The organism is uncultured Kriegella sp. (assembly GCF_963975415.1).
Lineage (GTDB): Bacteria > Bacteroidota > Bacteroidia > Flavobacteriales > Flavobacteriaceae > Kriegella.
The window spans coordinates 146,529-157,716 of sequence record NZ_CAXBGN010000009.1 but is presented as its reverse complement, the minus strand read 5'-3'; the positions used below and the strand labels follow the sequence as shown (position 1 = coordinate 157,716).

Here is an 11,188-nt window from a genome sequence, read left to right as displayed (position 1 = left end):
TATGACTTCAAGGGTAACCTATACTGGAAATTTAAGAACTACTTGTGAACACTTGCGTTCAGGCAATACTTTTATTACCGATGCCCCAATTGATAACAATGGTCTGGGCGAGGCCTTTTCTCCGACCGATACAGTAGCTACAGGATTGGCAAGTTGCATGCTTACGGTTATGGGCATTAAAGCCAAGGGACTTGATCTTGATTTGACCGATTCTTTTGCGGAAGTGACAAAATACATGGCGGAAGCACCTCGTCGAATTTCCAAGATAGAGGTCATATTACGTTTGCCAGAGAGCATCTCTGAAAAGAATCGGAAGATATTGGAGCGTACGGCAAATACCTGTCCAGTGCACCAAAGCTTGCATCCCGATATTGAAAAAGTGATTTCCTTCAAATGGGAACTTTAAGATACATTCTTTATTTAATTTGTATTTTTTCTTCTGGCCTTGTCTTTTCGCAAAAGGAGGAGATTATTCCTTGGAGTTCGGAAAGAAAATTGGCATGGTCCGATTTTAAGGGAAAACCTTTTAAGACTGCCTGGGCAGCAGCTACAACGGCTTCGGGAATTTCTTATGAATTTTCTACCGCTGGAACCGCAGCTGCTCCTGAACTTACGATTAATGTGGTGACCTATTTTTATCCCAAAAAGTCATGGTACCGCCCAGAATTGTGTGATTCCATTATATTGGGCCACGAACAACTTCATTTTGATATTTCAGAATTATACGCTCGAAAGATGCAAAAAAGGCTTTCTGAAACGAGGTTTACCAAAAATATAAAATCAGAAATAAAAGCAATTTTTAGACAAATAAATAGGGAATTGGGGCAGTTTCAAAATCGCTATGATCGTGAAACAAACTTCTCTAGAGATTTAGAAAAACAACGCTTTTGGAACAAGATGATTGCCGAGGCCCTCGTCAATGGTTATTGATTTTTAAGTGTTTGAACTGTTTTCTGATGTGTCTTAATCCCAGGTAACCGTTCCGTCTAACGTCAGCAAGCTTCCTGTGTCTGTATTCTTAACCGTGGTATTGCTAAATACCATTTTTTTTCCAGGGATATCAAAATCAAAAGACTCGCAATTGGAAAATGCCGTTGTGCTACCTTCTGAAATGCATCCATATCGATACGGCGTTCCATCGATCAAAATTGCCATGGAAACGGCACCGGCTCCTACAACAATTACAAAACCATTGTCTTTGTCATCGGTGATTATGGAACTGAGGTTCTCTGGGTTGGCGGGTCCTCCGGTGGCGCGTTCCTCTGAGATTGTGGCCCCTTTATTCACTACAACGATCGACTCCTCTATTCCCGTTAGGTCGTCCCTTCCGTAAGCGACGTCTCCGACTGTCAAGGTAGTGCCGACATCCGTTGTATCGGGTCCTGATAATTGTATCGTACCTTCCCCACCGGTTTTTGATGGTGTTTCAGTATCATGATTATCGTCGTTGCTACAGCTAATTGAAACAAGGCAAAGCAATAGTGCCCACAGTTGATTCTGGTAATGTTTCATAGGTTTCTATGTTTTACTGCGTTAAAATCGAAGTGAGATACCCAGTGAAAGAAATGCCACTCCGTATCCACCTTCCGCAAATACGGCAAAGTTTTCACTGAAAAACCAGCGCCCCCCAACAAAAACGGTTCCACTGGGCCTGCTGTTCAAACTGCCACTATTTCCATCGTACGAAACGAGGTTATAAGATAGCATGGCTCCCCCATAAACATCAAGGTTTTCCACTTCTAGTCCGTTGTAATGATACGCACCCCGTACACCGACAATGGTGTAGGTCCACTTTTCATTGCCTCCGAAATAATCATATTTATAAGTTTTTGTGCCAAAATAGCCACCCAGACTAATAACCCCGGGTCCTCCTATTTCCCATATGCCACGTTCATAACTTGCATTCAGGCCCAGGCCTTGCGATGAGGTTCCAAAGCTCCCGTAATTGAAATTACCGCCAATGCCTATGCCCGCATTGATAACGTTAGTGCCTTTATTGAATTCTTGGGCCGTCAGAAATGAAGTGACCATAAGAAGGATAAGCGTCGGATAAAAAAATAGTTTTTTCATAATATTCGTTTCTAAATAATGTTTCTTTTCATGTTCTGGTATTTCGAAATTGTTTCTTTAATCTTCACAGACTGATTTAACCAAGGCTATACTTTCTAGTATTTCTTGGTCGAAAGCTCCGCAGTTTCGTTCCAGTTTTTCTAATTCTGCAATCGTCTCGGAACAGGTGAGGTTGTCATTATCATTGATTTCCTGCACTTTTCTTAAACATTCGAGGCTGTTCAATGTATCCACGGCCTCCTTGGCTTTTGAGCAATTCGTAAAAATGAATAAGGATAGAACAGCCGTAATTAAGATTGATTTTTTCATAATTTATTGGTTATTAGTTTTTGTGGTTATTTTCAATTATCATATTTCATATCTTGGAACTTACCATCGGTGATGATGTACTTCTTATTGGTGTCTTCATCTATGGCCGTAAAACTGAATTCTCCTGAAATCAAATGGTTTTCTTTATCTAAAGCAGTTATTTTTATGTTGATCGATTCCACCTTCTCTGTTGAAAATTCGTTATCCTCTACTTCGGTATCGGGGTCTTCGCTATAGATGGCAAAGGCACCGCCCGTTTCGGGAATTGCAATATTGGTTACCGTGGTGAAAGCAGAGCCAATTTTTAATTCGTCGAAATCGTCACCATACATGAATAAATATATAGACTTTGGTTTACGTAAATCGAGTTGTATGTCAAAGGCGATGACCCCAATAGCATAGATATCTTCATTCATACTTACAGAAGCCCCTGCAAGGTATTGTTGAAATACCGTTGATGTCTTAAAATCGTTGCCGTTGATTTTGGCCGTCATAGAAGAATTGACCTCTTGTTCTTCTTGGTCTTCATCATCTTCTTCATCACTTTCGCGATCTACTTGCTCTTCTTCGATTTCATCTTTGATAAGGTTTTCGAGGGGTGTTTCGATTCCTTCAGTAGTACAGCCAATGTTAACAAAAAGTAATAGTACAGCCGTAAATAAGTAGTAATTCAATTTTTTATTTGTCATAGCGATCTTTTTTTAAATGATTATTGTTCATCAAAGGAGGTTCCTGCAAGTTGTACCGTTATGCTGCTCTCGCCCATGGTTATCATTTTAAAAGCACTTCGTACGGGTTTGGGAACACCTTGCCATAAGGCATCTGCATTTTCTTTACTTGATAGATTGATTGTCGCGGTCTCCCCGCTGAAATTCTTTGATGCTTTCTTTACGGTTTTTGCTTTTGATATTTTTTCATAAAGTGCATTCAGGTTGTCATCGTCGTAAGCGACTTTATGAATAATGACTACTACATCGGGGGAGTCTTTGTCTTTCTTTTCTTTGTTGCCACCACCGAAAAGCGAACCAATGGCCTTGGCTGTCTCTTTGGTATTTGCTACGGTACTTTTAACTGCTTCCGAAGTGTTTTCCGAGACCTCGTTGATTTCTGCCGATGCTTTGTTGATCTGGTCGACTTCCTTTATGGTTTTTTTATCCTGTTCTTTATTTTCAGTTTCGCTTTGAGCGGTTGTTTGCGCTATAAGTAGACTGCAGCATAAAAATGCGATAATGGATAGGGTGTTTTTTACTGTTTTCATTTTGGCTTATTTAGGTTCAACATTCTATCGGTAAAATAAGGGCTTATCCTTTTTTTGGTCAATACGGGTATTCCCGTAATTTAGGGGGACTTCATTTTTTGACACTAATATTTTTCTACCTTAGAAACCTCAAAAGCCTTTTAATGCGAAAATTAGAAATACTTGTTTTTTTGGTCTTTTCCTTTTTCAACCTAATCGTTTATGCTCAAAAAAACGATGGTAGAACCGAGATTGATATGTTAATTGGTCGGGGAGACAGCTTGTTAAGGGCCAACCATAAAGAACAGGCGTTTGATAATTATCAAGAAGCATTGACTTTGGCAAGAGCTGAAAACAGCATATCGGCACTCGCGGCCTTGTATAAGAAAATTGGAGTCTATCATTACCTTAAAAAGGAGTTTGAAAGGGCTGAAGAAAATTACATGAAAAGTCTGCAGCTTGATAGTACCACGAAAACAGCTGCCGATACCTACTATAACCACTATCTATTAAAAAGAAAATTGCCTAAACAGGGCAGTATTTTGCCTTATTTGGAAAAAAGCATTGCCTTGTACAAAGTTTTGGAATATGATGCCTCTACCTATAACGCTTACCTAAGTGCCGGCACGGTTTATAAAAACAATCAGCTTTATGATAAGGCCTTGGAATTATTGTTGTTGGCGCATACAGGTTTTTCAGAATTAAATGATACGCGACAATTGGCCAAGGTCTGTAGTGTTATAGGAAACATTCACAACCATTTAAAAAACTATGACCAAGCTTTGGGTTTTCACAAACAAGCCTTAGAATTGGGAAAATTAAATGATGTAAAAAACGAAAATTCGAACCACTATAACAATCTGGCCATTGTCTACAAAAATTTGGGACAGCAAGACTCTGCTATCGTTTATTATAATCAGGCGCTCAAATTATTGGAGTCAGATGATGTCAACTATGGAAAAATCCTGTACAACTTGGCCAATTTGTACAAGGCAAAGAAGCAGGGCGATTTGGCCAAAGAATATTTTGAGGCATCGATTTTTTACAAGAAAAAAAAGAAAGATACGGCCGCGGTAATGTATAGTTACAACGGAATGGCCGACCTCATGCTGCTAAAAGGCGACCTCAAAGCGACAAAGATATATTTAGATTCGGTAGCAAGCTTTTTTCCCCATATTTCCGATCAATTGGTTTTGTTGGATTATTATAAAAATCAAGTCGCCTATCAAAGGGAAGTCGGCGCATATAAGTCGGCTTCAGATTATCAGAAAAGGTATTCCGAACTTTTTGAAAAGGTCTATGATTTAGAACGTACAGAGATCATACAGACCATGCAATCTCGTTTTGCCTACGAAAAAAAGGTCAATGAGAACCTTCAACTTTCCTTGGCCAATCAGAATAATTTGTTGTTGTTGGAGCAGCAAAGGGGAAACCTTCTCAATAAGAATTGGATGCTGGCTCTTTTAGGGCTGGTAGTGCTGTTGTTGGCTATTAGTTACTATGTATATGCTCAAAAACAAAAGACCAAGGAACAGGCTCTTAAAATTGAAAAATTGGAAGCTATTTATCAAGGTCAAGAGACCATAAAAAAAAGGATTGCCAGAGATCTCCACGATATAGTCGCGGCAAACTTTAACGGACTTAGATTGAAGGTTTTGGCTATGCCTAGGGCTTCTAATCAAGCTGAATTGGCCGAGAACATAGCTTCTGATATTGAGGTAGTCAATGATCAGGTTAGAAAGGTTTCCCATAGATTGTTTCCTTTGGAAATGATGGCTAAAGGGCGTCCGTTTACGGCCATTATGAAATCGCAGTTGGCAGAGTTTCAATTGTACCGAAAAATCGAGGTGCAACTTGAGCAAGAACTGCCCCCTGTTTTAAACGATTTAGATTTTGAAGTGCAGAACCATATCTACAGCATATTACTTGAAGTATTGCATAATGTGGCCAAACACGCCCAGGCCACACAGTTAGAAATTGATTGTGAACTCACTGATGAGAAAATATTACAGTTTAAAATTAAGGACAACGGAATGGGCCTTAACAATAGCGCAAAGAGTGGTATTGGATTATTGAATATAAAGCAACGGGCAGAGTTGTTAGGAGGATGTAGTAGTATTCAAAAAGTAAGCGGAGGAACCGAGGTGAAATTTAGTTTTCCCATTTAGCATAAAAACTATGAACAAACCATTGAAAATTCTTATCGCCGAAGATTCGGTCATTTTCTCCCAGGGGCTGCAGCAACTTCTACTTCAATACCCGGAAAAGATATCGGAAGTATTCGTTGCCCATGACTACCAAGAGACTTTGGTTCGCTTGTCGGAAACCGTCATTGATATCTTGATTTTAGACCTAAATTTTGAGTCCAGCCATTTTGACGGATTTACCATTGCTCGAAAAGTAAGGGAAAATTATCCATTGGTAAAGATAATTGTGCTTACCCAACAAGCAAAGGTCGACAGTTACGAAATCTTGTTTTCAGATATTGGCGTGCAAGGGTACCTCGATAAAAAGTTGGGGGTAGGCGAAACCTTGGAGGCAATCGAAACTGTAGCCGAAGGAAATACCTATGCCGATAAAAATATTAAGGCGATGCTTGAAATCGGAAGATGGATGGAAATCTCAAAAAGAGAAAAAGAAATTGTAGAGCTTTTGGCACAGGGGCTTACCCAAAAAGAAATTGCCAATAGACTCTTTATCAGTATTCGTACCGTAGAAACCCATATAAAAAATTGCACCCAAAAACTCGACGCCAGAAATACGGTAAATTTAATCTCGATTTATGTGAGTTATAAAAATGCCAATAGAGAGGGGGCCTTGTAGATTGACACTTGCAATTTGGGTTTAATGGCCTTAAAAAGATTGAGACTACGCTGTTCAGAAGAAAAATGAAGAATAACCCTGAACGTCAATAAAACGTTCAGGGTTTTATGAAACTAGATGTTAGGTTCCATTTCTGTGTCTGCATCCTCATCATGAGTGTAGGGTGATAAAATTTCCAACTCATCATAGATGACGGCTTCTTCGACCTTTTCGCATGAAACGAAAATTCCATTTAACAATACAACGGCGATTACCAATTTGATTAACTTGAGTCTCATCTTTTTAGGATTTAAGTGTTATTAATTCCGTTAAAAAATGAGAGGCCTCTCACGTATGATTCAATGTATTTTTTGTTTCTGAATCATACCGCAAGTTGCATGGAAATACCCTGCTAGATCTGACATGTCAAGTCATGTCAAGTCATGGCTTTTGAAAAAATAGGTTGAAAGCAGTTTATTTTTATATATTTTTGGATATGTCAAAATGGAAGTTTTCTAGAGCGCATATTCCTGCATTTATCTACCTCATGGATCAGGTTCTAAAAGATGATTTCTATGCGGAGGGAGGGAATATCTATTTGAAGATTGCAACAGAAGGCACCCTCGATAGAGAAACTATTCATGAACGCACTATTCAAAGAGCTTTTGAATTAAGGGAGCAATTGAAACAAGAAAACCAACTGACCATTAAAGAAGTTCACAGGCCGACGCTTAAAACACTCAATGTTATTACCAATTATTATTTTGAAGGGAAGCTTAGTAGATTTTTGAAATTTGAAAAGGAAAATAAGGTTGAAATAGATACCCACTATGCGCTAGTTAAGCCATCGGATACCATACTTGAAATTGTTTTTGGGCAAACTCCTTCAAAAATAGAAATGATACAAGAACATATTTCGGCACTTGAGGGTTTGATGGAAGAGTTAAAGGATGGTTCTTTGGAGTCTTTTGTAAATACGGTCACGGAAAAACGGCTTGCTGGTATTGTAGCGGAAAAGGGCTCAGATACGATTCGCGGCGAACTTGAAGAATTTATCAAAGAGAATATCAAGGCGTCAGAACAAAAAATGAGGCGCGCCTCTCTGTTATATCGTTTTTTGGGAGGGTTCGGACTGTTGTTTGCGGCCGCACCAAATTTTGAAGACTTCAAAGGTGTGCTGATCGATGATTTTATAGATGACCATGACGACAATTTAGACGATTTGGCAGAGGAAGATGATATCGATGATATGGATGACGATGACGATTTGGATCCGCTGTTTTAATACAAGAAGTATTTGAATTTGCGGTATGGCATATGATAAGCAGGCTTATATCTTCTATTCCCTTTCGATTATTATTGAATCAATACGAATGAAGCCCAATAATATGGTTCAGGATGTGCCTTCTTAATGGTTTCCCTGGTTTTGGCGTAAGCTTCTTGCATAGGTAGTTTATTTTGTATCAAATACGAGTAAAAGGCATTCATATATTCTTTGGTGACCATGTCGTCAACTTTCCAAAGGGAGAGCAATAAGTTTTCTGCACCCGCCATTTTGAGTCCGCGTTGTAGGCCAAAAACCCCTTCGTTTGATGATGAGCGTCCCAAAGCGGTTTCGCAAGCTGATAGGGTTACCAATTTTACATTTCTCAAATTCAAGTTGGCCATTTCGTTGGCGGTCACGATACCATCTTCGAATTGGTCGGAAGCCTTGTTTCCAGATTTCCAAAACTGGTTTGCACCTGCAAGTGCCAAACCTGAACGGTTCATAGGGTCTTGGTTTTCTTTGATTATGCCGTATCCGACATTTTCTGAAACCGTAAACATGTCTTCTTCCACTGATTTAACGTAAAACGCATGGGTAGCTACGTGTAATATATCTGGTCGTTCTTGCTCAATGATGTTGTAAAGTCGCTCTTCGGTGGCCCTCTGGTCAGAATCGATGGTGGTGGTGAGGCCTTGTGACTTTAGTAAGCTGTCTAAAATGTTTATTTCTTCAGCTGTTCCCGCCAGCGCCGTGAATTCGCCCGAACGTTCGCTGCTCCCCCCGGGAGGCAATATTTTTGAAGAAAGGTTGGTATCGTAGTCTATTCCTCCAAATAGTGCCACTTTGTTATAGGGTTGATTTGATGCCCTTGTTTTTGCAATATTTTTTGTACTTCCGACTCTGATAAGTCTATGGCGATTTGATAAAAAACCACCGTCAGTGCTCGAAAGCGCATCAAAACATAGTGAATGTAATAAGCCAGTTGGGGCATAGAAAAGGGTATCGATATTTTTTAGATATTGCTCAATGGGTTTCCAAATAAGTTGATATAATTGGTTTGCATTGGATTTATAGATGTATTCCGTTTGAGCAAAAGTGCTTCCTTCATTTTGGGCTGGTTCTAAAAGGGATTTTAATTCGGTATCTTGAAATAAGGGTATGAATTCAGGATGGGTAGTGTTTTGTTTGAGTATAAAGACTCCATAGAAGATAGTACCTGAATCTTTAGAAAAGGCATAAGGGGAGTAGGAAACGAATTCCAAGGCTGCTTCCTGTGTATTAAGTTGGCTTTTAACATGTGAGAAATTCAAGTCGGAAACATCGAATAGCTTGACTATTTGCTCTTTATTTTTTTGCTTTAGAATCTTTTCATAGGCACGATCATAATCTGTCAAAGAATCTTTTTGCTTAATTGTAGTAGCTATATCTTTAGATTTTTCTTTTACTTCAAGATAGTCGTAAAATAGTTTTCTTAATTCACTATCATCGGTATTCAGGTAATTATCGGCCATTGTCTTGGCACTGTTCAATTGAAATTCTTTAAATAGTAATGCGGTATTGTATCCGAGGCCAGACAACTCGTTTGGCTCTCTTTTCCGTTCACTTAGAAAATAGAAGATATTGTCAGAAATATATTTTTCTTCGTTTTCCTCAAGACTTACGAGCGTATTCATGTTTCTTTCAAACACCTGATCGGTAACGGTGTTAATGTATTGCGACATGTATTTATCGGCTTTTTCACTTTGTCCCATTTTTTCATAGGCAAGGGCCATTCCCGAAAGTGGGGAGAAATATAAGTCAAGCAATGAAGATTCTTTCTTGGGGTTAGTTGGTGTTTTTAGATCAAGGGCTTCGAAACTGTTGAGTGCTTCTTGGTACTTGCCCAACGCCAGTAGTGATTGGGCTTGTAAGGTTTGAGCTTGTTGTAAAGCGGTGCTGTTGCTTTTACTACCTCGTTCCTTTAGGGTTGCAATGGCTTTTTTGCTTCGATTCAAGGCGTTCTCAAAATCTTTCATTTGAAAATGGGTAATAGCTATGGTGTACTGACTATTGGTGTTAATGATGCCTTTATCGTTTTGTGATAAATTAAGGGCAAAGGGCAGTGCTTGTTTGTACTTCTTCTGAACAAAATAAAGGCTCCAGTACGACATGTCGATGATGCTTTTGTCATAACCGCCCCGTTCGCTTTCAGAGAGGTTTTCATAAATAGACACGAAATCGTCAAGATTTTTTTTGGCAAGACTGTAATTTTTTAAACGTAAGTTTGCGCCGAACAGATTATGGGTCTCCATTAATTTAGACGAACCTTTGGTTTCTGCATTTTCCATTTCTAAAAGGTTCTTCTGAGAAGTGCGCTTTAGTTTATCATAAAGTAATGAGTCGTTCGATTTAAGGTTGTTCCATGCATATTTTATACTATCCATGGAAACATCAAGGTCAGAATCGGCCGCCATTTGTTCAAGTGCCTCAAAATTCAAATTCATATCACCGATTGAAAGATTTTCAAGGTCGCCCAGATCTTCTATGCCCAAGAGGGTCGTTATTTTTTTTGTGATCTGGTCCATTTCCCCATTAAAGGCTTCTGCACCGTCAGGGTCGATTTTTTGTAGCTTTTCTAGAAGGGCTGCGTTGTTGGTGAAATCAGATTTGGTGTCCATTTCTTCCTTTAAGTCTGCCAATGCCAATAGTTTGGCCATATCGGCATCTGTTTCTTCATCTTGTGAAAATTCGGCCATTCGAAGTACGTCTTCTTTTGAAAATGTATTTGAATCTACAGCTTCTTGCAATGCCAGTGCAGCTGCAAGCGTCTTGTTTTCGATGCTGGTTTCGGTTTTTATTGGAGATGCCTTTTCTGAAGTGGTTGTATTAGAATTTCTGCTTTCTCTTTCCTGTTTTTTCCTGATATTCGAATTAAGCGATGCTATTTGGTATTGATAGAGATCTTTTACCGGGCCTTCTAAAGTGCCTTTTTCTTCGAAAAACTGGTATATCGAGAGTACATCTTCATATCGCTTTGCCCTTTCGTAACCCTTTAGCATCCCTGTGGCCTGACTAAAAATGAGAAGCGGGAAATTTTTGTTCTCATACGATGAATTTAAAAGCGTGTTGAACGAATTTTTTAAAAAAGATATGCCCTTGTCATACTCCTTTTGCTCTAAATAGATGGAATTTTCCAAATTAATGGCCTGTAATGTCAACATCGTAAAGGTTTCTTGTGGCGTGGCCCCTTGAACCTTATTTCTGATTTGACTTAACAATGTTCGAGCTTCGTCGTATTTTTTGGCTTGAATAAGCGTTTGTGCCGCTCTAATCTCGGTCGAAACGCTTATGAGAAGATTTTCTTGGAAGTCTTTGGTAGTACTATCAATTGAAAATAATCCAAAATGTACAGAAGCTGTCAATAGAAAAAGCAATACTTTCATTGTTCTGGCCTGATGTTAAAGAATACTGACTAAACTTACAATAATTATCTTATTTTAGTTTTCAATTCTTGTTCGAATTAT

12 protein-coding genes are annotated in these 11,188 nt (G+C 39.0%); 5 read left to right on the top strand and 7 right to left on the bottom strand.

The window, feature by feature from the left end:
• Nucleotide 1 precedes the first annotated feature (1 nt).
• Nucleotides 2–406: an OsmC family protein gene (locus AACZ88_RS18145; RefSeq protein ID WP_339713317.1), complete on the top strand. Its 405-nt coding sequence runs from the start codon at nt 2–4 to the stop codon at nt 404–406.
• On the top strand, nt 394–930 hold the full coding sequence (locus AACZ88_RS18140; RefSeq protein ID WP_339713314.1) for a DUF922 domain-containing protein: 537 nt from the start codon (nt 394–396) through the stop codon (nt 928–930). Before AACZ88_RS18145 ends, AACZ88_RS18140 begins: the two co-directional genes overlap by 13 nt.
• Nucleotides 931–963: 33 nt before the next feature.
• On the opposite strand, the gene AACZ88_RS18135 is transcribed toward AACZ88_RS18140, so the two are convergent.
• Genes AACZ88_RS18135 through AACZ88_RS18115 form a run of 5 tightly spaced genes read right to left on the bottom strand, consistent with a single transcriptional unit; the run spans nt 964 to nt 3,637 of the window.
• On the bottom strand, nt 964–1,512 hold the full coding sequence (locus AACZ88_RS18135; RefSeq protein ID WP_339713311.1) for a hypothetical protein: 549 nt from the start codon (nt 1,510–1,512) through the stop codon (nt 964–966).
• A 21-nt stretch (nt 1,513–1,533) separates the two neighbouring features.
• The gene (locus tag AACZ88_RS18130; protein ID WP_339713308.1) at nt 1,534–2,070 is read right to left on the bottom strand and encodes a hypothetical protein; all 537 of its coding nucleotides are present in this window, start codon (nt 2,068–2,070) and stop codon (nt 1,534–1,536) included.
• 57 nt (nt 2,071–2,127) lie between these two features.
• Nucleotides 2,128–2,379, bottom strand: a complete 252-nt coding sequence (locus tag AACZ88_RS18125; RefSeq protein ID WP_339713306.1) for a hypothetical protein — start codon at nt 2,377–2,379, stop codon at nt 2,128–2,130.
• Between the two features lie 32 nt (nt 2,380–2,411).
• Nucleotides 2,412–3,068 (bottom strand): hypothetical protein, encoded by a 657-nt coding sequence (locus tag AACZ88_RS18120; RefSeq protein WP_339713304.1) that lies wholly within the window; start codon nt 3,066–3,068, stop codon nt 2,412–2,414.
• A 20-nt stretch (nt 3,069–3,088) separates the two neighbouring features.
• Nucleotides 3,089–3,637, bottom strand: a complete 549-nt coding sequence (locus tag AACZ88_RS18115) for a hypothetical protein (RefSeq protein WP_339713302.1) — start codon at nt 3,635–3,637, stop codon at nt 3,089–3,091.
• Between the two features lie 143 nt (nt 3,638–3,780).
• Between AACZ88_RS18115 and AACZ88_RS18110 the strand changes: the two genes are divergently transcribed.
• A complete protein-coding gene (locus AACZ88_RS18110; protein WP_339713299.1) occupies nt 3,781–5,784 on the top strand; it encodes a tetratricopeptide repeat protein in 2,004 nt (667 codons plus the stop codon).
• A 10-nt stretch (nt 5,785–5,794) separates the two neighbouring features.
• Nucleotides 5,795–6,439, top strand: coding sequence for a response regulator transcription factor (locus AACZ88_RS18105; protein ID WP_339713297.1), 645 nt, complete (start codon nt 5,795–5,797; stop codon nt 6,437–6,439).
• A 113-nt stretch (nt 6,440–6,552) separates the two neighbouring features.
• Here AACZ88_RS18105 and AACZ88_RS18100 read toward each other — a convergent pair whose 3' ends face one another.
• Entirely contained in the window at nt 6,553–6,717 is a 165-nt protein-coding gene (locus tag AACZ88_RS18100) for a hypothetical protein (RefSeq protein ID WP_339713294.1), read from the bottom strand.
• 197 nt (nt 6,718–6,914) lie between these two features.
• Between AACZ88_RS18100 and AACZ88_RS18095 the strand changes: the two genes are divergently transcribed.
• On the top strand, nt 6,915–7,703 hold the full coding sequence (locus AACZ88_RS18095) for a hypothetical protein (RefSeq protein WP_339713292.1): 789 nt from the start codon (nt 6,915–6,917) through the stop codon (nt 7,701–7,703).
• Between the two features lie 71 nt (nt 7,704–7,774).
• Here AACZ88_RS18095 and AACZ88_RS18090 read toward each other — a convergent pair whose 3' ends face one another.
• Nucleotides 7,775–11,107, bottom strand: a complete 3,333-nt coding sequence (locus AACZ88_RS18090) for a CHAT domain-containing protein (protein ID WP_339713290.1) — start codon at nt 11,105–11,107, stop codon at nt 7,775–7,777.
• Nucleotides 11,108–11,188: the final 81 nt, after the last annotated feature.

Bases quoted from the DNA above. Each gene is read 5' to 3' on its own strand.
- AACZ88_RS18140 (WP_339713314.1), top strand. From the start codon at position 394: ATGGGAACTTTAAGATACATTCTTTATTTAATTTGTATTTTTTCTTCT.
- AACZ88_RS18095 (WP_339713292.1), top strand. From the start codon at position 6,915: ATGTCAAAATGGAAGTTTTCTAGAGCGCATATTCCTGCATTTATCTAC.
- AACZ88_RS18100 (WP_339713294.1), bottom strand. From the start codon at position 6,717: ATGAGACTCAAGTTAATCAAATTGGTAATCGCCGTTGTATTGTTAAAT.
- AACZ88_RS18120 (WP_339713304.1), bottom strand. From the start codon at position 3,068: ATGACAAATAAAAAATTGAATTACTACTTATTTACGGCTGTACTATTA.
- AACZ88_RS18145 (WP_339713317.1), top strand. From the start codon at position 2: ATGACTTCAAGGGTAACCTATACTGGAAATTTAAGAACTACTTGTGAA.
- AACZ88_RS18135 (WP_339713311.1), bottom strand. From the start codon at position 1,512: ATGAAACATTACCAGAATCAACTGTGGGCACTATTGCTTTGCCTTGTT.
- AACZ88_RS18115 (WP_339713302.1), bottom strand. From the start codon at position 3,637: ATGAAAACAGTAAAAAACACCCTATCCATTATCGCATTTTTATGCTGC.
- AACZ88_RS18110 (WP_339713299.1), top strand. From the start codon at position 3,781: ATGCGAAAATTAGAAATACTTGTTTTTTTGGTCTTTTCCTTTTTCAAC.
- AACZ88_RS18130 (WP_339713308.1), bottom strand. From the start codon at position 2,070: ATGAAAAAACTATTTTTTTATCCGACGCTTATCCTTCTTATGGTCACT.
- AACZ88_RS18105 (WP_339713297.1), top strand. From the start codon at position 5,795: ATGAACAAACCATTGAAAATTCTTATCGCCGAAGATTCGGTCATTTTC.
- AACZ88_RS18125 (WP_339713306.1), bottom strand. From the start codon at position 2,379: ATGAAAAAATCAATCTTAATTACGGCTGTTCTATCCTTATTCATTTTT.
- AACZ88_RS18090 (WP_339713290.1), bottom strand. From the start codon at position 11,107: ATGAAAGTATTGCTTTTTCTATTGACAGCTTCTGTACATTTTGGATTA.